Consider the following 20178-nt stretch of genomic DNA (forward strand, 5'->3'; position numbering starts at 1 on the left):
GCATTTGCGGAGCGCGAGCGCGGCCGGCGCTCACTTGCCCGCGGCGCCCCCGTCGAGCGCCGTGACGATCTTCTCGATCGAGGCGTCGCGCAGGGCGACGGCCTTGGCCTCGGCGCCGGTCAGCACCTGGACCGACAGCATGGTGGGGCGGTCGAGGTCGAAGATCGTCGTCATCGCGGCCGCAGCCCCGCCGCTGCAGGCGCCCTTGCTGTCATATTGCACGCGCCGGTCGCCGCGGCGGCGGATCTCGTAGCTCGCGAAGGTGCAGCCCGAGGGCCTCATCGATTCGTCGGTCGCGTAACGGTAGCTCTTCAGCGTCTTTTCCGGGTCCGCCACGACCTCCTTGACATAGTCCGGCGTCACCTTGGCCTGGCCGAGGCCGAGCACGCCGCGGCCGCCGCAGGCCTCGCTCTCGCAGACGAAAGTTACGCCTTCCTCGCCGGTCTGGCGCTTCACCCAGCCGGGGCCGGGCTCGCCCACGGCGGACGCGACGTCGAGCGCCGGCAGGTCGGCCGCGCGCTGGGCGAAGGCCGCGGTCCCGGCCGCGAGGAGCGGAACGGCGCAGGCCGCGCCGAAGAGAAGGATGCGCATGGGTCGTCTCCTGGAGTCTGTAACTGCGTATGCGGTGAAGGACCGCGCCGGCTCACGGCGCGAGCGCGAGCAGGGTGCGGGGCCCGCCCTCGGCCTTCAGCGTGGCCGTGACCCGGCCTGCGTCGAGATCGACGAGCGAGACCGTGTCGTCGAACCAGTTGGCGACCGCGGCGCGCTTGCCGTCGGGGGTCAGCGCCACGCCTTCGGGATAGGAGCCGACCTTGACGCGCGCCGTGACCTCGAGCGTCGCGGCGTCGACGATGGCGAGCGCGTTGTCGTGCTGCAGCGTCACCGCGAGCCGCGCTCCGTCGGGGGCGACCGCGACCCCATAGGGCATGCGGCCCACGGGCACGCGCTTGACCTCGCGGCCGCCCTCCGGCCCGTCCGTCACATCGATCACGGAGAGATCGCCGCTCTGGACGTTCGCCACGTAGAGGCGCCGCTCGTCGGGCGACAGCGCGAGCGCGAAGGGCGCGCGGCCGACGGGGATCCGGCCGATCTCGGCGTTCGCCGCGACGTCGATGACGCTGACCACGTCGTCTTCGCGGGCGGCGACATAGGCGCGGCGGCCGGCCCGGTCCATCACGATGGCCGCGGGCGACTTGCCGGTCGCGATCTCCCCCATCGTGGCGCCGGTCAGCGCGTCCAGCCGGTGGACGACGCTGCGGCTCCAGTCGGTGACGAGCAGGAACTCGTCGGTCGCGGCCGCCCCGAAGGGCTGGCCCTTGACCGGAAAGGACGCCGTGACCCGCTTCGTCACCGCGTCGAGCACGGTGACGCGCCCGCGGTCGGGCGAGGTGACGTACACGGTCCGGCCGTCCGGGCCGACCGCGACGCCCGCGGGGAGCTCGCCGACCTCGACGCGCTCCGGAGCGTCCTCGCCGAGCGGCAGCAGGCGCACCGCGCCGTCGGTCTGGCAGACGACGGCCAGCACCGGCTCCTCGGCCGCCGCGGCGCCTGCGAGCATCAACAGCGCGCCGACGACGCCCGCCGCGACCGCGCGCGACGCCTCTGCGAGCGCCCGGAGGGTCATCCCGCCCCCTCGGCCTTCGCCTTCAGGCCCTGAAGCCCGGTCCGGAAGAAGTCCTGCAGCGCCTTGACGGCGGAGGCGTCGTCCTTGCCTTCCGGCGGCTCGTTGGAGGTGTCGAGCCGGTAGCCGCGTCCCTGCCACACGACCTCGGAGCCGCCGTCCTTCGGCGTCACGACCAGGCTCGCGGAGTAGGAGCTCACGGGAAAGGCGTCGACGCCCTCGTTCGACAGGCGGTAGCCGAGCGTCATCGTGGCGTCGTCGGATTCGTCCTGCGACTCCACCAGTTCGACGCCGCCGGCCTTCAGCGTGACGGTGCGCTCGGTTCCGGCGACCGCGACCTTGGCGATGGCGGGATGCCAGGCCTGCGGCGCGGCGAAATCCTTCACCAGCGCCCACACCTTGGCTGGCTCGGCCTTGATCTCGATCTTCTCCTCGACCTTCTGGGGCGTCGGCCCGTGCGCCTGCGCCGCAAAGGGCGCGAGCGCCAGGACGGCGGCGGCGATCAGTTTGAAACGCATCAGGAGGCTCCTTTTGCAGCGGCGCGCCGCCGCCTGAGACCCGCGGTCAGCGGCGCGCCGTAGAGCGCCGCCAGCGCGATCAGCGCGAGCGCCGCGGGGATGGGTGAGAGATCGACCGGCACGGCGATCGGGCGCGGGTTCGCGTTGGTCGCGATCGCCGCCGCGAGCGCGTCGGGTTCGGCGAGCCGCGCATAGCCCAGGCCGGTCTCGCCCGCGAGCTGGCGCAGATAGGGCTCGCGCACCGAGGTCAGGTGCTCGTCGCCTTCGGGCATCTCGCCGAACGGGGCGTTGCGGGCGTTGTAGCCCGGACGCTCCTCCGCGCCCTCGGGCGGCGGCCCGAGCCGCGAGGCCTGCGGCACGTCGGACATCGAGAAGAAGCCGGACTCCCGCCCGAAATCGTCGAACTTTGGGATCGGAACGAGCTCCGTTCCCCCGACGCCGACGATCAGGCCCTTGACCTTGCCCTTTTCGCCCTCGAACGGATCGGAGAGATCGGCGCGCAGCGGCGGCGCCTCCTGGCCGTCGGTGAGGAACACGACGTCGGCGCCCAGCCCCGCCGCCATCTCGATCGCGCGAAACAGGCCCGCCGAGATCCGGCTGTCGCCCTCCCACGCCATCCGCCAGTCGAGGCCGGCGATCGCGCCGGCGATGGCGGAGAAGCCGCGGCAGGTCTCCATCGGCTCGAACAGCAGAAACACGCGTCGTTCCGTGAACACGCCGAGCCCGAAGCGCGAGCCGCAGGGCAGGCGGCCGACAGCCGTCGAGAGCCGCGCCTTCACGGCGTCGAGACGGCTCTGGGGCGCGCCGCTCCCGCCATAGTCGCGGGCCATCATGCTGCCCGTGACGTCGACAAAGGCGACGACGTCGTAGGTCGCCCGCTTCGCCTCGATCTCCGGCTGCAGCGCCGCCGCGACGCTGAGCGCGAGCGCCGCTCCGAGCGCGAGCGTCCGCCAGTCGGGCCGGGTCACGGCAGCCCCCGCGGGCGCCCGGGCAGATCGGTCCAGAGCTTTTTCGGCTGCGCCTTGGTCTCCTGCTCGCCGGCCTCGAGCTCCGGAAAATCCCGCACCAGCCGCATCGCGACGTCGAGATTGTAGCGGGCGTCCCACAGCTCGGGATCGGCCCGGAGCGCCGAGCGATAGGCCTCCTTGGCGAGCCGCACTTCGGGGATCGCCTTGTCGATCTGGCTCGACTCCACGGCGCCGACCGCGCGCCGCGAGCGGGCGTTGCCGAGGTCGTAGAAAAAGCGCGCCGCGACGCTCGGCCCGCCGCGTTCGACGATGCGCCCGGACAGCGCCTGGGCCTCGTCGATGCGATCGCGGACGAGCAGGAAATGCGCCCGGGCGAACAGCAGCTCGCCGCTCGCGCCGTGGGGCGGCTCGACGTCCCTGTTCGACGCCAGCGCGCGCGCGACCGCGCGCTCCGCGTGAGCCTCACGAAGCGTCCACGCGGATTGCGCGAGCCACGCCAGCGCCCCGGCGAGCATCAGCGCCGGGATGAGCGGTTTGAGGTCGGCCGGCCTCACGACGCCCTCGCAGCGAAACGGGCATCGTCGAAGGCGGGCGCTCTCGACCGCGGCGCGCCGCTTTCAGACGATGCGGAGCGCGCGCGCGGCTCGCCGAAATGGTCCTCGCGGTCCTGGTCGAGCCGGCGCTCGGACAGCTTGGCCGCGAGCAGCAGCAGCAGGGCGAAGCTCGCCGCCCAGTAGCAGATCCAGTCGAGATCCTGGCGTGGGATCGTCTCCTTGTAGACGGTCGGGCGCTGTTCGAGCTGGTCGATCTCGCGGATCGCGGCCGAGACTTCGGCGGCGCCCTTCGCCTCGAACGCCCGGTAGGGCAGGCCGAGGCTCTTGAGGAACACGTCGAGATGGCGCTCGGGATAGATCTGCGGCGTGTCGGGTTCGCCGGGCGGCGGCTTGTCGTAGATCCCCTTGGAGCCCTGCGTCCGCAGGAACAGCCAATAGAGCCGGACCGGCTCCCGACGCGCCGCGTCCCGCAGCGCGTCCTGCACGCGGCGGTCGATCACGGCGGCCCCGTCGGAGACCAGCACCAGCGCGCGCGAGCTCTCGCTGGAGGCGTCGTCGAACATCGAGAACGCCAGCACGAGGCCGCGGCCGACATCCGTATGCGCGAGGCCCGGCCGGTCGATCGCCCCGATCGCGGCGCGCACCGCGTCGTGGTGGTCCGTCATCGGCACGATCGGCATCGGCGCGGTGGAGAAGGCCGCGACGGCCACGCGGTCCGCCGGGCGCCGGGAGGCGAAGTCGGTGAGCAGCCGTCGCGCCGCGACCGACTTCGATTCCTCGCGTCCCTCGGGCGAGCGGTTGGCGAAGGTCGAATCCATGCTGGACGAGCGGTCGAGCAGCAGCACGATGTTGGCGCCTGCGCCGTGGCGCTCCACCGTCTGGTCGCGGCGGTGGAGGCCGGACAGGCCGAGCACGAGCGCGAGGATCGCGAGCGCGCCGGCGATCGAGAGCGCGGCCCCGATCGCGGCGGACAGCGGATCGTCCGGCGCGACGTCGCTGGACGGGACCGGCGACAGCCGGAGCGGCGAGGCCAGGAAGGGCAGGGCGGCGAGCGGCAGAAGCAGCAGGGCCCAGGGATGGTCGAGGCCGAAACTGGTCACGTCTCGCGCTCCGCGGCCGCGAGATCGCGCGCGAGCCGGCTCAGCGCATGCGGCGGCAGGTCGTCGGTTCCCGTGGCGCCGCCAAAGAACGCGCGCCGCGACACGGCGAAGAACGACTCGATCGACGCCGCGTGCCGCTGGAAGGCCGGCCGCGCGGACAGGAAGGCGGGAAGATCGTCGCCGAGCAGCCGGCGGCCGGCCGCGGCGTCGAAGGCGCGGTGCAGCGCGAGCAGCGCCGCGCGCCAGCCGGCCTCGCCACCGGAGCGGGTCGCCTTCGCGACCGCGCGCGCCGCCGCCGCGAACGGCCGCGAGGGGCGCGCGTGGAAGGGCGGCCAGGCCCGGCTCCAGGCGAGCAGCGCCAGAGCGAAGACGGCGAGCCCGGCGGCCGCCGCGGTCATACGCTCGGCTGCGCGCAGGCTCACAGGCGCAGGCCGCGCGTCCGGCCTCAGAGTGTAGGCCGAGCCGCCCGCGACCGTCGCGACCGGGCGCAGCGGCGAGGTGAGATAGGTCCAGGACGCGCTTTGCCGCTCGACGCGCTGTCCCGCGCCGTCGGAGACCGCGAGCGTGATGGGCGGCACGGACTGCTCGATCGTCTCGAGCGCGGAGTAGAAGGTCTGGTACTCGGCTTCGATCACGTAGCGCGTCGCGCCGGGCGGACCGGCCGCTTCGCTGACCCGGAGACCGCGCAGATCGAGCGAATAGGTCACCGGTCCGGGCTTCGGCAGCGCGGCCTGCTCCAGCTTGAAGGGAGCCGCGACGTCGAGCTGCGTGCGCAGCGTGAAGACGTCGCCGAGCAGGATCCCGAACGGTCGCGGGCCGGTCATCTGCAGCCCGCTCACCTGCGCCGAGGCCGACGCGGCGGCGAGCGCCGCCAGGACGAGAGCGGCTGCGAAGGACCGCATCACGAGCCTCCGGTCAGCAGGTGGTCGGCGAAGGCGTCCGGATCGTAGGAGTCCACCAGGTCGAACGCCGCGCGGCCATGCCGTCGAAACACCGCGTCGAGCGCCGTTCGGCGGGCGCGGGCTTGGGCGATCCAGCGCTCCCTGAGCGACCGGCGCATCACCACGAGGCGGCGCCGTCCGGTCTCGAGGTCGCGCGTCTCGATCAGGCCGAAACGCGGCAGGCGGGTCTCGAAGGCGCTTGAGCGGACGACGATCGGCGCGACGTCGTGGCGCCAGAGCCGTTCGAGCAGCGCTTCGACCGTCGCCTCCGGCATCAGAAAGTCCGACACCACGAACACGAGCGACCGGCGTTGCGGCAGCTCCTCGACGGCCGCGAGAAGACTGGCGATCCCCTGGCCCTCGCCGGGCGCGTCCGTCAGGCGGCGCCACACCTCGTCCGGCACGCCGCGCCGCCGGGTCGCGCGGATCGCGAGGTCGGCGCGCGGGGAGGGACCTGCGGCCACCATGCCGAAGCGGTCCTGGCCGCGGATCGCGGCGTGCGCGATGGCGGCGCAGAGCTCGGCCACCGGATCGTCGTCGCGGTCGCCGCGGGCGAACGCCATGGAGCCGGACAGATCGAGCACGATCTGGACGTCGATCCGCGCCCGGTTCTCGAAGCGGCGGACTTTCAGCCCGCCGAACGGATCGAGCAGCGAGGCCCTCATGTCGATCCGGCGCGCGTCCGGCGTCTCGAGGATCGAGGAATGCCTGAGGAACGCGCCGTTCTGGCCCGCGCCGAGCGCGCGGTGCGCGCCGGGCGCGACGCCGCGGGCGCGGCCGAACAGGCGGTAGGGGAGGTCGGTTCGCGCGCTCGCCCGCCTCTCCGCGGCGGAGTTCACGGCGCGGGGACCCGTTCGAAGACCTGCCCGCAGAGGTCGCGCACGATCCGGTCGCGGCGCATCTCGTAGATCGGGTCGAGGAAGATGCGGTGCGCCATCACCGGCGCGAAGACGGCGCGCAGATCCTCCGGCAGCACCATGTCGCGGCCTTCGAGCCAGGCGCGGACGCGCGCGCAGCGGACGAGCGCGCTGACGCCGCGCGGGCTGCCGCCTCCGACGATCAGGCGGTCCATGTCGACGCCTTCGATCGCGACGCCGGCGCTGGCCGGCGCCCGCAGCGCGTCCCAGAGCGCGAGCACGTAGCCTTCCAGCACGCGGCTCGTCCTGACCGAGGACTGGATCTCGCGCCCCGCCTCGTTCAGGGCGCGGTGGTCGAGCACGCCCGAGCGCAGCTCGCCGATCAGCCGGTCGACGTCGTGGAAGCGCGGGTCGAACACCAGCTCGCGCCGCACCTCGGCGTCGCGCGGCGTCTCGACCCCGATCTCCATGACGAAGCGGTCGCGGGCGGCGGCCGGCAGCTCGAAGGTCTCCTCCTTCTCCACGCGGTTGCGGTCGGCGAAGACCTGCAGGTGGGGAAAGCTCCATTCCTTGCCGAAGGCGGTGACGCTGCGCTCGGCCATCAGACGCAGCAGCAGGGAGTGAACCTGCGGCCGGGCCCGGTTGATCTCGTTGAAGAAGAAGACCGCGAGCTCCTCGCCGTGGCGCAGCACGGGGCCGGGCTCGACGCGCGGCTTGCCCTCGTCGTCGACGAAGGCCGTGTAGAGCATGTCGGTCGGCATCAGGTCGACCGTGCCCTCGATGCGCTCGAACGGCCCGCCGAGCGCATGCGCCACGGCGCGCAGAATGGTGGTCTTGCCGACGCCGACGTCGCCCTCGAGCAGCACATGGCCGCGGGCGAACAGCGCGATGGTCAGAAGCCGCACGACATGCGGCTGGCCGACGATGGCGCGGCCGATTTCGGCCTCGAAAGCGACGGCCTGTGAGCGCCAGCGGTCGAGCGCGTCGCTTCCCTCAGGACGGCGCTCGGCGGCGATCGTGGTGGTGGCCATGGGGCGCAGCCTTCATGCGGGTCGGAAAGGCGGCCGCCGCGCCGGGCCGAACGCGCGTCACGTCAGCTCGGTCGCCGGCGGCCGTCAGTTGCGCGTCGTCATCCCATGGGGCGGCCGGAAGACATCCGCCCCGACGACGAGAGGGAGCGGTCCGACAAACATGCGGACCACGGCGGGATCTGTGCGCGGCCTCGGAGCCCGCCGCCGAACGGCGGGCTCCGGCCGGACGTCGACGATCAGTTGGCGATCTTCGAGACGTCGTATTGGAACTTGCCGGTCTTGGCGAAGTTGTCGGCGCGCTTCTTGTTGCGCTCCTCCATCGCCTTGATGCTGTCGCCCTGCTTCGCGACCTGCTTAGGGTCGTGCTTGGGATCGTATTTCGAGCCCGCGAGCTTGGCCTTTTCCGGATATCCGGGCTTCGGCTCCCAGCACACGCCGGGCTCCTTGCAGTTGGTGCCGTCATAGGCGAGCGCGGGCGCCGCGAGGCCGAGGGCGAAGGCGGCCGCGAGGACGGCGCCGGGGAGACGGGACAGGGTCGACATGGCGTTTCCTTCTTGTGCAGGGTTCTTGCGCGTTCTTGCAGTGGTCTTGCAGTCGCCGGGACGCGGATTGCGTTCGCGTCCCGCCCCGCGCCGTGTCCGGCGCAGATCTCGTCAGCCGCCGATCTTGCACTCCTCGGGAGCGTTCGGGCCGGGCTTCGGCGCAGGTTTCCCGTCATACGGCTTGAGCTTTGATCGGGCGTCGGCCTCGAGCCACTCGGCGGTGCTCGGATCGTCCTTGTAGAGATGTCGGACCCAGGCCATCGCGAGAAGCATCTCGTCGACGTTGACGGAGTTGTACATCGGCCCCATCTGGCCGCTCGCGCCGCCGAACACGGTTTCGAACATGCCCTTGTCGGTGGCGTTCTGCGGATAGGTCCAATAGGCGTCGTTCAGACCTGGCCCGATCTTTCCTTCCGCGACGTGTCCGTGGCAGCCGGAGCAGGCGCCGTTGAACAGCTCCTCGCCCTTCGCCAGGCAGTCCTCCTTGCCGACGTAGGGATTCTTGCCGGTCTGCATGAACTCCTTGAAAGCGGCGGCGTCCTTGCCCTCCGGCGGGGCGTCGTCGAGGTTGAGCGGCTCTCCGGTCACCGTGTTGTTCAGGGTGATGTCGGCCTTCGCGGCGGGCGCGCCGGCCAGCAGTGCGACGCAGGCGACGACGGCGTTCAGGCGTAGATGTATCGGCATCAGAACTCGCGTTGATTGTTGGCGGGAGCGGCGCTGACGGGCCGTCGGCGTCACGTGTTGGGCTGCAGCACGGGGACGCCCTCGTCGGCGAGGGCTCGGTCGATCTCCGGCTTCGCCTTGACGAGCGCCTCGTCGATCGCCGCCGCGAGCGCCGCGTCGTCCTTGCGGACGCCGATCGCCTGGTCGAAATGCAGCGGAATCTTGAGCCCGTCGGCGCGCGCGAAATCGTCGTCGAGCATCGTCATCTTGAGCGGCGTCGCGGACGCCTTGACGTAGCGCGCGACGTCGGACGCGAAGGCGATCGAGGCGTCGGCGTCGCCGTTCGCGACCTCGTTCACCAGGCGGTCGGCTGCGACCTGCGTGTATTTGTTGCGCTTATCCTCGAAGTTCACGAGCGACAGGCCGTAGGAGACGTTCTCCTCGTACTTGCCGGTCGCCTTCAGGATCAGCTCGCCCGGCGTCGAAAAGCGGACGGCGATCTTGCTGACCGGCGCCGTCTCGATGTCCTTCCAGCTCGTGCCGAGCTTCGGCCCGTCGACCTTGGTGACGTAGACGTAGCCGGTCCGGAAGTAGGGCTTCGTCGTCTTCACGCGCTCGTCGTCGGCGTCGACGCCGAACACGACGTCGCAGAGCCTTTTGTCGAGGCCGTCGCGGACGAGATAGATCGCGGCCTTGTCGAACCAGACGAACTCGACATCGCGACCCATCGCGCCGGCTACGATCTTCGCGATCTTGTTTTCGAGCCCGTCGCCCTTCGCCGTGGAATAGGGCGCCTCGATCTTGGAGGCGCAGACCTTGAGCGTCTCGGCGGCCGCGCCCGGAGATGCTGCGAACGGAGCGGCCAGCACCGCGGCTCCAAGCAGCGCCGCTCGGCGCGAAAATTGGGCGAAGGACGTCATGGGTTTCGTCTCCCTTGAGACCGTGGACGCTTCTCTGCCGACGTCAGATCGGCGGGCGGCCGTCGGCCTCGAACCCGAATGCTGTCGTGATGGTCGAAAGTCAGGCTCCCGGCGCGACATCGCGCCGGGAGCCCAGGCTTGCAGGCGTCAGCCGCCCTGCTTGCCGGTCCACTCGCCGACATTGACGTCGTCGTAGGGGTTCTTCCCGTTGAGCGAGAACACCTGCACGCCGCCGCCCATCTGGGTGTAGTTGGCGAGGTTCTTGAACGCGCCGACCGCGCCGAGACCAGCCGTCGGATCGTTCAGGTCGAACACCAGGCCGACGCCGGGCCAGCCGCCCACGCCGTAGTAGATCGCGACGTACTGCACGCCGTCATGCACGTAGGTCATGGGGTGACCGATCACGCCGGACGGCAGACGGTACTTCCAGAGAAGGTCGCCGGTCTTCGAGTTGCGCGCCTTGATGAAGCCGTCCAGCGTTCCGTAGAACACCAGATCTCCGGCGGTCGCGAGCGTGCCGCCCCAGACCGAGAACCGCTCCATCTTCTCCCAGGCGTATTTGCCCGAGATCGCGTTGTAGGCCTTGATCTGGCCGAGACCTTCGAAGTTCTGACGATCGCCCTTCGGTCCGGGATACATCCACAGCGTCGCGCCGACGAAGAACTGTCCGGCCCGATACGGCAGCTGGAACGGCTCCCAGTCCATGCAGATGTGGTTGATGCCCATGAAGAAGAGCTGCTTCTCCGGATCGTAGGAGTCGTGGCCCTGGTTGTGGTAGCCCATCGCCGACGGGCAGATCTCGGTCGCCTTGTGGTCCATGCGGGTCGCGAATTCGGGATCGCGGACCGGGATGCCGGTCTTCAGATCCACCTGCTTCACCCAGTTGACCGTATCGTCGAGCTTGTCGGCCGAGATCAGCGTGCCGTCTTCGCGGTCGAGCGTGTAGACGATGCCGTTGCGATCCGGATGGGTCAGAAGCTTACGCATCTTACCCTGTTTGTCCTTCTGCTCCGACAGCATCATCACGTTGACGCCGGCGTAGTCCCATTCGTCGTGCGGCGTCTTCTGGTAGCCGAACTTGGCCTCGCCGGTGTCGATGTCGCGGCCCCAGATCGTCATCGTCCACTTGTTGTCGCCCGGACGCATCGTCTCGTTCCACGGCGCCGGGTTGCCCGAGCCGTAGTAGAAGAGGTTGGTGTCCGGATCGAAGGCGTACCAGCCCCAGTTGGTGCCGCCGCCGATCTTCCAGGCGTCGCCTTCCCAGGTCTTGGAGGTGCCGAGACCCTTCTGGCCGTAGTGCGGGTTCGCCATGTTGAAGTCGCTGGCGAGCTTGATGTCCTCGTCCGGACCTGTGGCGTAGGCGCGCCACTTCTGGGCGCCGGTCTTGACGTCGTAGGCGGTGACGTAGCCGCGCACGCCGAGCTCGGCGCCCGATGAGCCGACCAGCACCGAGTCCTTGATCACGTAAGGCGCGATCGTCAGGGTGGAGCCGACCTTGATGTCGGAGTTCTCCATCTTCCAGACCTCTTCGCCGGTGTCGGCGTTGAGCGCCACGATATGGCCGTCGAGCTGGGTCTTGAGGATCAGGGCAGGCGTCTTGCCGTCGCCGGGCCAGTAGGCCAGGCCGCGGTTGACGACGTCGCAGCACGCCACGGCGCGCGCTGTCGGGGCCTGCTTGGGCTTGTGCTGCCAGAGGATCTTGCCCGGCTCGTTGAGATCGAGCGCGAAGGTCGGGTTCGGGAAGGCGGCGTGCACATACATGCGGTCGCCGATGACGAGCGGCGTGCCCTCATGACCGTGCAGCACGCCGGTCGAGAACGCCCATGCCGGCCTGAGCTCCTTGACGTTCTCGGAGGTGATCTGCTTGGCGGTCGAATAGTTCTGAGCGCTGTAGCTCTTGCCGGTCATCGGCCAGTTCGCTTCGCTCTTCGACAGCTCGACGAGCTTGTCGTTCGCGAGCGCAGGGAGAGCCGCCGCAGCCACGCCGACCGCCGCTGTGGCTGCGAGCGTGAACGCCGAAACGGACGTTCGAAGGTTGATCATCTGAAACCCCTTGCGTTTCCCAGAGTCTTCTTGTGCGGCGCCGGTCCCAGGCCAGCCTGGACCCTCTAGCGCGCTGCGTCGCGCCGCCCGGGCGTTCACGCCGGGAGATTTTTACTTTGCGCCGGTCGGGCTTATTGCGTTACGCAGCGCCGCAACTCTTTCCGAATAGGCGAGAGCTGTCTTTGGCCATAGTGGAAAAAGTCGTCGGGAACTTTTGGCATAGCGACTGCCGCAGTCCGGCAGTATCCTCATCGAACCGGCGCGAGAGCAAAAAAGCCAATGCTGGCAATTCTCTATGAAATCGTTGACGATCTAGGGCGGCCGGGAGCCGGCGCTCGGGCTGAGCGGCGCCTTCTCGATCAGCCTGGCCGGACGGCGAAGCCGTCTAATACATTCGTTCGATACCTTAAGACGACAGAGCCGTGTTCTCAATATTCACTTATTAAGAGAAAGTCGGCATGGCTGGCGTTCACCTGTATTTTCTTTCTGGGCGCTTGCGACGACCCAGCTCCCCCCGCGCCCCCGGCGGGCGCGACGGCGCCGCGCGTCAACGCCTTCTCGATCGCGGATCGCCGCTGGATCGACGTCAACGACAAGATCGCGCCGGCGGTCTGGCTCGCGAGTCGCGAGGCCGATCGGGACGTTGCTCCGGACGATCCCTCCGTCGCCGCGCTACGGGGGCTGCTCGGCGAAGCCGACCTTCGTTTCACGGAGGATCCGCGGATGATCGCCAACCGCGCCGTTCAGGTTCAGGCCATGCTGGCCGAACGGGGCGTCAAAGAGTCTCCCCGCCAGGTGATCGAGGGGCTGGTGTCGATCGCTGCGCCGGACGAGCGGGCCGGTTTCGGCGAGACCTGTCAGCATTACGTCAACGCGCGGACCGCCGGCCGCACGCGGGCGGAGGCGCTTGAGGCCCTGCGTCGCCAGGGGGCGCCCCTCCCGACGCCCCGAGAGTCTCAACCGTGACCGTGGACGTCGCCGCCAGCCTGCGACACCCGTTCCAGCGGGCGCGCGCCCTTGCGATCTTCGAGGGAGGCGCGTCGCTGTCGCTTCGGCTGCGCATTCTCGGCCTGCTCGCCGGGGTGAACGTGATCTGCGCCTGCGCCGCCGGAGCGGTCACCATCATAAACGCGCGCGAGGCCACCCGGGTCGAGATCGCCTCGTCGCTCGACATCGCCGGTCCGTTCGTGCGTGAGACCGTGATGCGCCTTCAGCGGGACGTCGGCCGTCTCCGGACGGTGGCCGACCTGCAGGCGTCGCTGCCGAGCGTGCGCCATGTCCGGATCGTCCTGCACGACGAGGCGGGCCGTGCGGTCGCCGCGCGCGAGCCGGGCTCCCGCCATGACGAAAGCGAACGCGCCGGCGTGCCCGGCTGGTTCACCTGGTTGATCGCGCCTCCGCCGGCCCTGACCGAGATTCCCGTGACGATCGACGGCGAGCGGGCCGGCGCGGTGGTGGTGCACGGCGAGCCGAGCGACGAGATCGCGGAGGTCTGGGAGGATCTCGTCGCCCTCGGGACGCTCTTCGTGATCCTCAACCTCGTCGCGCTGATCGTGTTCGCGGGTCTGCTCGGGCGCGTGCTGGCGCCGCTCGGGGCGCTTGCCGAGGGCATGGCCGATCTCCGCCTTGGGCGCCTCGACCGGAGGCTTCCGGCGCCGAAGAGCCGCGAGCTCGCGTCGATCGTCGAGCGCTTCAACGCCCTTGGCGGGGCGCTGGCGTCCGAGCGCGCCAACAACGCCCGAATGTGCTGGCGCATGGTGACGTTGCAGGACGACGAACGTCGCCTGATCGCAAAGGAGCTGCATGATGAGTTGGGACCCTGCCTGTTCGGCCTGCGCGCCAATCTCGCCTCGCTCGAGCGGGAGGTGACCGCAGGCGACGCCGTCCTGCGGCCCGAGACCGCGGATCGGCTCGCCACGGTCGCCGATCTCTCCGAACGTCTCGCGGACATGAACCGGCGCCTTTTGAGGCGCCTCCGGCCGATGGCGCTCGGCGCCGCGCCGCTGGCGGACGTTCTTGCGGGACTGATGGCGGACTTCCAGCGCCAGCATCCGGAACGGCGCTTCGAACTCGCCGCGAGCAAGCTTGGCCACGGCTATGGCGAGGTCGTCGACCTCACCGTCTACCGCTGCGTTCAGGAAGGCGTGACGAACGCCATCCGGCACGCCGCCTGCGCGCGAGTGACGGTCATGATCGATCCCGGCCACGACGATACCGGCGCCGCCGCGATCCTGGTACGGGTGCTCGACGACGGCGGCGGCGTGGTGGAGCCAGCGCCGCCCGGCTTCGGACTGGTCGGCCTCGGCGAGCGCCTGCGCGCGCTCGGGGGAAGCTTTCGACTGCACAATGTCCGCGGCGGCGCCGCGCTCGACGTCGTCGTGCCGCTCGCGCATGTGCGCGCGAAATCGATCGAAAGGACTTCAGCGTGAGCGTCGCGCTCGTCATCGACGACCACCCGATCGTGCTCGAGGGCTGCCGCCGGGTGCTGCTCGACGCCGGCTTCGACGACGTGCTGGAGGCCAGCGCGCTTCTCGCCGGCTTCCGGCTCTACCGCCGCGCCCGACCCGATCTCGTGATCGTCGACCTCGCGATTCGCGGCTCGGGGCTCGCCGGTCTGGCGTTGATCCGCAGGCTGCGCATCAACGACGTCCGAACGCCGATCCTGGTGTTTTCGATGCACGGCGACCCGGTGATCGCGCGTCAGGCCCTCAAGGCCGGCGCCACCGGCTTTCTCGTGAAGGACACCGGGCCGAAAACCTTCCTCGAGGCGGTCGAAAAGGTGCGCCGCAACCAGCCCTACATCGCGCACGACATGGCGGTTCAGGTCGCGCTGCTCGGGTCTCGCGCGCGCGCCGAGCAGAACGACCTGACCTCGCGGGAGCTCCAGACGCTCTCTTTGCTCGGGGAAGGCAAATCCTACGCCCAGATCGCGAACGCGCTCGGCGTGAGCTACAAGACCGTCGCGAACACCTGCTCCACGTTGAAGGACAAGCTGAACGCGACCTCGCTGCAGGATCTCGTGCGGGTCGCCGTGATCCATCAGGTCAGCAGCTGACGCCGGCGCCCGGCGCACCGGGGAAGAACGGCGGCGGGGTCGCGATCGCCGTTCCTCGCCGACGGCCTGCGTTCAGTCGTCAGGACGCTCATTCGAGATCGCGCCGCTTCGCGGATCGACGTGGAACTCGAGGACCTGGCCGTTCTTCAGGCCTTTGCCTTCCCAGCGGCCGTCATCGGCCTCGATTTCGGAGACCGACGCGTAGCCGGCGTCCTTCAGCTTCTGAATCGTCTGGTCCATGCTGATCCAGTCGGCGCCGGGCGTGTCGGCGAAAGCCGCGCCGCCCGCCGTGACGGCGAAGGCGGCGGCGAGAAGGGCTGTGCGGATGGCGGGCATGGCTGAACTCCTTGTGCGTGCGGTTGAGAACGCCCTTCTTTCACGCTCCGCCCATGCCATGCTGACGGCGCCCGTCAGCGAATTGTCAGCACGGGGCCGGTAAGGATCCGGAATGCCCATGCGCGCCGTCCGACTTGGCCTGACCGTGTGCCTCGCGCTCGCGGCGACTGCGCCTTCGGCCCGGGGCGACAGCGAACAGGACGAAGCGCGGCGGGCGGTCGAAGGCGGCGAAATTCGATCGCTCGACCAGGTGCTGAAGGTCGCGCGCGCCCGGGTGCCGGGAGACGTAGTGAAGGTCGAGCTCGAACGCGACGGCGGCCGCTGGACCTACGAGATCAAGATTCTGACGGAGTCCGGCGAGCGCCGCGAGGTCGAGATCGACGCCAGCACGCTTGCCGTCCTTGAGGTCGACTGACCGTGCGCGTGCTGGTCGCCGAGGACGAGCCGAGAATCGCCGCCGACGTCAGGCAGGGACTCGAGCAGGCCGGATTTGCGGTCGACGTGGTCGGCGACGGCGACGCAGCCTGGTTCCAGGCGGACGTCGAGAGCTATGACGCGATGGTTCTCGACCTCGGCCTTCCCAGGCTGGACGGCGTCACCGTGCTGACCCGCTTGCGCGCCGCGGGCAGCGTGCTTCCCGTTCTGATCCTCACCGCCCGCGACGGCTGGCGCGAGCGCGTCGACGCCATCAACGCCGGCGCCGACGACTATCTTGCGAAGCCGTTTCGGATGGAGGAACTGATCGCCAGGCTTCGGGCGATCCTTCGGCGCGCCGCCGGTCACGCCTCGCCGATCCTGCGCGCGGGCGACCTCGAGCTCGATACGCGGACGAAGGCCGTCAGCGTATCGGGTCGCGCCCTCCAGCTCACGCCGCTCGAATATCGCACGCTCGCCTTTCTCATGCATCGATCTGGAAGCGTTGTCTCAGCGGGCGAGCTCCTCGAGCATGTCTACGCGAGCGGGACCGACCGCGAGGTCAACGCGATCGAAGCGCTGATGGCCAGACTGCGCCGGAAGCTCGGCGCGCCGGTGATCGAGACCCGGCGCGGTCACGGCTACGTCGTCGCGGCGGACCCGCCGTGAGCCGCAATTCGCTCGTCCTCAGACTGGGAGCCGCGGCCGCCGGGCTGATAGCCGCCGCGCTGCTGGTCGGCGGCTTCGGGCTCTTCCTGATCTTCGACGCAGCGCTCGACCGGCGCACGGCCGACGAACTGAACCACACGGCGAAGCTGCTCGCCGGCCAGGTCGCGTTCGATCCCGCCGGACGTCTGACGGTCGAGCAGGCGCCGGCCGATCCGCGTTATGCGACGCCCTATGGCGGCCTCTACTGGCAGGTCGAGAGCCGACACGGCAGAACGCTGCGTTCCCGCTCGCTGTGGGACAAGACGCTGACGCTGGGGACCTCGCCCTCGGCCGAGACCCCGCATCATCAGACGATCGACGCGAAGGGCCCGGACGGCGGCGCGCTTATCGCGGTCGTGCGCGCGATTCGCATCGCGAACCGGACGCCGCCGGAGCTCGTGATCATCACCGTCGGTTTGGACCGCAGGGAGCTCGCCGCGAGCCGCGGCAGCGTCATCAGCCTGCTGGCGCCGTCGCTTCTCGCGTTGGGAATCGCTCTGATCGTCGCGATGGCGGCGTTCGTTCACCGGGCGCTCGGTCCCTTCCGAAATCTGCGCGAGGAGCTGAAGAGAATTCACGAGGGAAAGGCTTCGCAGCTCGCCGGTCGGTACCCGGACGAGGTGAGGCCCCTCGTGGACGATCTGAACCGGCTGATCGGCCTCCAGAAGCAGGCGCTGCAGCGCGCTCGCACGCAGGCCGGCGACATGGCCCACGGTCTCAAGACCCCTCTTGCGGTGCTGTCGGCCATTGCGCGCCGCTCGGCGTCCGTCCAGCCCGCGCTCGCGGCCGAGATCGACGAGCAGGTGGAGTCCATGAAGGCGCAGGTCTCCCGCGCCCTCGCGCGAACGCGTGCGGCGGCGTCCGCCGGCATCGAACGCCGCCGCACGGCCGTCGCGCCGGTGGTCGGTGAGCTCGTTCAGGCGTTCAGTCGCTTGCCGGACGCCGAGCGGATCAAGTGCCGCGTCGAGCTGTCTCCCGCAGCGGCGTGTCCGGTTTCGGACGGCGATCTGCTCGAGATGCTGGGCAACTTGCTCGACAACGCGCGCAAATGGTCTCAAGGGATCGTCATAATCTCTGCATTCAGCGATTCGCGGCGCGACCGCATCGCGATCGAGGATGACGGCCCCGGCATGGACGAGGCTGCGATATCCAGCGTCGCGCGCGGCAAGAGATGGGACGAGTCGACCCCCGGGACCGGCTTCGGCCTCGCCATCGCCCAGGATCTGGTCGAGGCGACGGGCGGGCGGCTCGATCTCGCGCGCTCCTCGCTGGGCGGCCTGGAAGCCGTTTTGTCCTGGCCTGCATTGAACGCGCCGCTACAGCCTCCAGATGGACATCATGTCGAAGAAGCCGCGTAGCATCCCAAGGCAGCAGTATGGCGTGGTGCCCTATCGCATCTCGGCGGCCGGAGAGTTCGAAATCCTGCTCATCACCACCCGCGAGACGCGTCGCTGGATGGTGCCGAAGGGCTGGCCGATCAAGAAGCTCGGCCCGCTTGGCACCGGCCTTCGGGAGGCGTTCGAAGAAGCCGGCGTGACGGGCGACGGCGGGCCGGCGGTCGGCGAATTCCATTACCCCAAGGTCCTGCGCTCCGGCCACGTCCAGCATTGCCGGGTCGAGCTGTTCGCGCTGCGGGTGACGGACGAGAAGGAGGAATGGCCGGAGCGGCATGAGCGAGACCGGCAGTGGTTCGCGCATCACGACGCCGCGGCCGTCGTGCAGGAGGAGCACCTCCAGATGATCCTTCTCGACTTTCCCGGTCGGCTCGCGTCCGCGTCCTAGAATTCCCGTGTCTGCCGTGGCTCGTTCGCTCGTTGGGACGACATCCACTCGCAAGATCTTTCGGCGGATGACGCGGGCGGTCCTTCTTGGGCTTCATGAGGGGCCGTAGGGCTGACCGCCGCGGCCTGCAGCGGGCTGCCGTTATCGTTCGTCCGGGCTGGCGAACGCGCCCACGCGGCGCGGCGGGAAGCGTCCGCCGCGCGCCGAGCCGCCGCGTTAGGGGGCCGCCACCGCGGCCGGCGCGTGGATCACCATCTCGGTGAACGGCCAGAGATAGGCCTGCGCGGTGACCAGCATGCCCATGAGGGTCGCAAGCGCGATCGAATGGAAGAACACGTAGCGCAGGATCTCGCCTTCGTGGCCGTACCAGCGCGTCGCGGTCGAGGCCACGACGATCGACTGGGCGTCGATCATCTTGCCCATCACGCCGCCGGACGAGTTCGCGGCCGCCATCAGCGTCGGCGATATGCCGAGCTGCTCCGACGAAATCTTCTGCAGCGAGCCGAACAGCACGTTGGACGAGGTGTCCGACCCGGTCAGGGCGACGCCGAGCCAGCCGAGAAGGGTCCCAAAGAACGGGTAAAGCCAGCCGGTCTTGGCGAAGGCGAGGCCGAGCGTGGCGTCGACGCCGGAGTACCGCGTGACGAAGCCGAGCGCCATCATCGCCGAGATCGTCAGCAGCGAGTAGCGCATGAGGTGGAGCGTGCGGCCGTAGGTGCGGATCATCCCGAGCGGCGAGAAGCCCATGACGAAGCCTGCGACGATCGCCGACGCCAGAATGCCGCTGCCCGTCGCCGACAGCCAGTTCAGGCTGAAGACCGCGGCCTCGGCCTTCGGCGCCGGCACCACCGGCGGCACGCGCTGCACCAGTTGGTCGAGATGGGTGACGGGGAATTTCACCAGCGACACGCTGTCGAGCGCGGTCTTCACGCTTGGGATGCCCCAGCACACCACGACCACCGACAGAATCAGCCACGGGATCCAAGCGCGAATGACGTCGCCGGTCGCATGCTGGCCGCCGACATGCGCGTCGCCGCCGGAGGCCGCGCTGGGAGCCGAGCCGTCGGGCGACGCCCAGATCTGGCTCGGGCGCCAGACCTTCAGGAACAGCGTCAGGCAGCCTATCGACGCGACGGAAGCGATCACGTCGACGAGCCACGGGCCGTGATAGTTGGAGACCAGGAACTGCGGGACCGCGAAGGAGACGCCTGCGATCAGGATCGCGGGCCAGATCTGCGCCATGCCGCGGAAGCCCGCGAAGGCGGCGATCAGCCAGAACGGAACAAGGACTGAGAAGAACGGCAGCTGCCGACCGATCATCGCCGACAGATCGGTGAGCGGCAGTCCGGTGACGGCGGCGAGCGCGATCACGGGCGTGCCGAGCGCCCCGAACGCGACCGGGGCCGTGTTCGCGATCAGGGACAGGCCGGAGGCTGCGAGCGGCGCGAAGCCGAGGCCGATGAGGATCGCGCCGGTCACGGCGACCGGCGTGCCGAAGCCGCCGGCGCCCTCGAAGAACGCCCCGAAGCAGAAGGCGATCAGCAGAAGCTGCAGCCGGCGATCCTCGGTGATGCCCGCGATCGAGTCCTGCAGGATGTCAAAATAGCCTTTTTCTTTCGTGAGTTGGTAGAGAAAGATGATGTCGATGATGATCCAGCCGATCGGCAGCAGGCCGAAGGCGGCGCCGTAGACGGCCGTCATCCCCGCCTTATCGACCGGCATGCCATGCGCGAACACCGCAATGGCGAGAGCGGCCGTCAGGCCGGCGACAGCCGCCACATGGGCCTTCATGTGGAGAAGTCCGATGCCGCCCAGCAGCACGACGATCGGAATGGCGGCGACGAGCGTCGAGATGACCGCATTGTCGAACGGGTCGTAAACTTGCTGCCACAGCATGCGGCGCCTCCTCTGCGCGCCGTCGAGCGACGCGTTCCGTCCACCGCCACCGCGGGGGTGATCAACCGCTAATTCCCTCCGTTCGAGGCCGCAAGGGGATCGGGGCCGATGGTTCACAGATTCGAGAGCGGGCCGTGATTTTTGCCCCAGCAGCCCGCTCCTTGCGGCAGGAGCGTCGGCTGTTATGCTCCGTCGCAACGTAGATTGACGCGAGCGGCCGGCGGCGCCC

At 69.6% G+C, this 20178-nt stretch carries 22 protein-coding genes; 7 read left to right on the top strand and 15 right to left on the bottom strand.

The window, feature by feature from the left end:
* Nucleotides 1-30: 30 nt before the first annotated feature.
* The 13 genes from ACO2RJ_RS03380 to ACO2RJ_RS03440 all read right to left on the bottom strand — a co-directional run bounded on the left by ACO2RJ_RS03380 (nt 31) and on the right by ACO2RJ_RS03440 (nt 11758).
* On the bottom strand, nt 31-591 hold the full coding sequence (locus tag ACO2RJ_RS03380; protein ID WP_423266591.1) for a hypothetical protein: 561 nt from the start codon (nt 589-591) through the stop codon (nt 31-33).
* Between the two features lie 52 nt (nt 592-643).
* The gene (locus tag ACO2RJ_RS03385) at nt 644-1624 is read right to left on the bottom strand and encodes a YncE family protein (RefSeq protein ID WP_423266592.1); all 981 of its coding nucleotides are present in this window, start codon (nt 1622-1624) and stop codon (nt 644-646) included.
* Nucleotides 1621-2139, bottom strand: coding sequence for an SRPBCC family protein (locus ACO2RJ_RS03390; RefSeq protein ID WP_423266593.1), 519 nt, complete (start codon nt 2137-2139; stop codon nt 1621-1623). The genes ACO2RJ_RS03385 and ACO2RJ_RS03390 overlap by 4 nt, the downstream gene beginning before the upstream one ends.
* Nucleotides 2139-3107 carry a vWA domain-containing protein gene (locus ACO2RJ_RS03395; RefSeq protein ID WP_423266594.1) on the bottom strand — a complete coding sequence of 323 codons (969 nt, stop codon included), beginning with the start codon at nt 3105-3107 and terminating at the stop codon, nt 2139-2141. The genes ACO2RJ_RS03390 and ACO2RJ_RS03395 overlap by 1 nt, the downstream gene beginning before the upstream one ends.
* Entirely contained in the window at nt 3104-3661 is a 558-nt protein-coding gene (locus ACO2RJ_RS03400) for a hypothetical protein (protein ID WP_423266595.1), read from the bottom strand. The genes ACO2RJ_RS03395 and ACO2RJ_RS03400 overlap by 4 nt, the downstream gene beginning before the upstream one ends.
* Nucleotides 3658-4761 carry a vWA domain-containing protein gene (locus tag ACO2RJ_RS03405; RefSeq protein WP_423266596.1) on the bottom strand — a complete coding sequence of 368 codons (1104 nt, stop codon included), beginning with the start codon at nt 4759-4761 and terminating at the stop codon, nt 3658-3660. Before ACO2RJ_RS03405 ends, ACO2RJ_RS03400 begins: the two co-directional genes overlap by 4 nt.
* Nucleotides 4758-5663: a hypothetical protein gene (locus ACO2RJ_RS03410; protein ID WP_423266597.1), complete on the bottom strand. Its 906-nt coding sequence runs from the start codon at nt 5661-5663 to the stop codon at nt 4758-4760. Before ACO2RJ_RS03410 ends, ACO2RJ_RS03405 begins: the two co-directional genes overlap by 4 nt.
* A complete protein-coding gene (locus ACO2RJ_RS03415) occupies nt 5663-6541 on the bottom strand; it encodes a DUF58 domain-containing protein (protein ID WP_423266598.1) in 879 nt (292 codons plus the stop codon). Before ACO2RJ_RS03415 ends, ACO2RJ_RS03410 begins: the two co-directional genes overlap by 1 nt.
* On the bottom strand, nt 6538-7590 hold the full coding sequence (locus tag ACO2RJ_RS03420) for an AAA family ATPase (protein WP_423266599.1): 1053 nt from the start codon (nt 7588-7590) through the stop codon (nt 6538-6540). Before ACO2RJ_RS03420 ends, ACO2RJ_RS03415 begins: the two co-directional genes overlap by 4 nt.
* 236 nt (nt 7591-7826) lie before the next feature.
* Nucleotides 7827-8132, bottom strand: coding sequence for a methanol dehydrogenase (locus tag ACO2RJ_RS03425; RefSeq protein WP_423266600.1), 306 nt, complete (start codon nt 8130-8132; stop codon nt 7827-7829).
* 111 nt (nt 8133-8243) lie between these two features.
* Nucleotides 8244-8816: a cytochrome c(L), periplasmic gene (gene moxG, locus ACO2RJ_RS03430; RefSeq protein WP_423266601.1), complete on the bottom strand. Its 573-nt coding sequence runs from the start codon at nt 8814-8816 to the stop codon at nt 8244-8246.
* Between the two features lie 50 nt (nt 8817-8866).
* Nucleotides 8867-9715 carry a methanol oxidation system protein MoxJ gene (gene moxJ / locus ACO2RJ_RS03435; RefSeq protein WP_423266602.1) on the bottom strand — a complete coding sequence of 283 codons (849 nt, stop codon included), beginning with the start codon at nt 9713-9715 and terminating at the stop codon, nt 8867-8869.
* Between the two features lie 147 nt (nt 9716-9862).
* Nucleotides 9863-11758, bottom strand: coding sequence for a methanol/ethanol family PQQ-dependent dehydrogenase (locus ACO2RJ_RS03440; RefSeq protein WP_423266603.1), 1896 nt, complete (start codon nt 11756-11758; stop codon nt 9863-9865).
* Nucleotides 11759-12037: 279 nt separating this feature from the next.
* Between ACO2RJ_RS03440 and ACO2RJ_RS03445 the strand changes: the two genes are divergently transcribed.
* The 3 genes from ACO2RJ_RS03445 to ACO2RJ_RS03455 are packed head-to-tail and all read left to right on the top strand — an operon-like array spanning nt 12038 to nt 14813.
* Nucleotides 12038-12724, top strand: coding sequence for a hypothetical protein (locus ACO2RJ_RS03445; protein ID WP_423266604.1), 687 nt, complete (start codon nt 12038-12040; stop codon nt 12722-12724).
* A complete protein-coding gene (locus ACO2RJ_RS03450) occupies nt 12721-14187 on the top strand; it encodes a histidine kinase (RefSeq protein WP_423266605.1) in 1467 nt (488 codons plus the stop codon). Before ACO2RJ_RS03445 ends, ACO2RJ_RS03450 begins: the two co-directional genes overlap by 4 nt.
* Entirely contained in the window at nt 14184-14813 is a 630-nt protein-coding gene (locus tag ACO2RJ_RS03455) for a response regulator transcription factor (protein ID WP_423266606.1), read from the top strand. Before ACO2RJ_RS03450 ends, ACO2RJ_RS03455 begins: the two co-directional genes overlap by 4 nt.
* A gap of 72 nt (nt 14814-14885) precedes the next feature.
* Here ACO2RJ_RS03455 and ACO2RJ_RS03460 read toward each other — a convergent pair whose 3' ends face one another.
* A complete protein-coding gene (locus tag ACO2RJ_RS03460) occupies nt 14886-15149 on the bottom strand; it encodes a PepSY domain-containing protein (protein WP_423266607.1) in 264 nt (87 codons plus the stop codon).
* A gap of 118 nt (nt 15150-15267) precedes the next feature.
* Between ACO2RJ_RS03460 and ACO2RJ_RS03465 the strand changes: the two genes are divergently transcribed.
* The 4 genes from ACO2RJ_RS03465 to ACO2RJ_RS03480 are packed head-to-tail and all read left to right on the top strand — an operon-like array spanning nt 15268 to nt 18053.
* Nucleotides 15268-15564 carry a PepSY domain-containing protein gene (locus tag ACO2RJ_RS03465; RefSeq protein ID WP_423266608.1) on the top strand — a complete coding sequence of 99 codons (297 nt, stop codon included), beginning with the start codon at nt 15268-15270 and terminating at the stop codon, nt 15562-15564.
* Between the two features lie 2 nt (nt 15565-15566).
* Nucleotides 15567-16232 carry a response regulator transcription factor gene (locus ACO2RJ_RS03470; RefSeq protein ID WP_423266609.1) on the top strand — a complete coding sequence of 222 codons (666 nt, stop codon included), beginning with the start codon at nt 15567-15569 and terminating at the stop codon, nt 16230-16232.
* Nucleotides 16229-17629, top strand: coding sequence for a sensor histidine kinase (locus ACO2RJ_RS03475; RefSeq protein ID WP_423266610.1), 1401 nt, complete (start codon nt 16229-16231; stop codon nt 17627-17629). The genes ACO2RJ_RS03470 and ACO2RJ_RS03475 overlap by 4 nt, the downstream gene beginning before the upstream one ends.
* Complete coding sequence (locus tag ACO2RJ_RS03480; protein WP_423266611.1) at nt 17610-18053, top strand: NUDIX hydrolase; 444 nt, start codon at nt 17610-17612, stop codon at nt 18051-18053. The genes ACO2RJ_RS03475 and ACO2RJ_RS03480 overlap by 20 nt, the downstream gene beginning before the upstream one ends.
* A gap of 216 nt (nt 18054-18269) precedes the next feature.
* Here the strand turns inward: ACO2RJ_RS03480 and ACO2RJ_RS03485 are convergent, their stop codons facing one another.
* Nucleotides 18270-19949 (bottom strand): L-lactate permease, encoded by a 1680-nt coding sequence (locus ACO2RJ_RS03485; protein ID WP_423266612.1) that lies wholly within the window; start codon nt 19947-19949, stop codon nt 18270-18272.
* Between the last annotated feature and the right edge of the window lie 229 nt (nt 19950-20178).

The sequence above is a fragment of the Hansschlegelia sp. KR7-227 genome (genome assembly GCF_049446035.1).
Classification (GTDB): Bacteria; Pseudomonadota; Alphaproteobacteria; order Rhizobiales; family Methylopilaceae; genus Methylopila.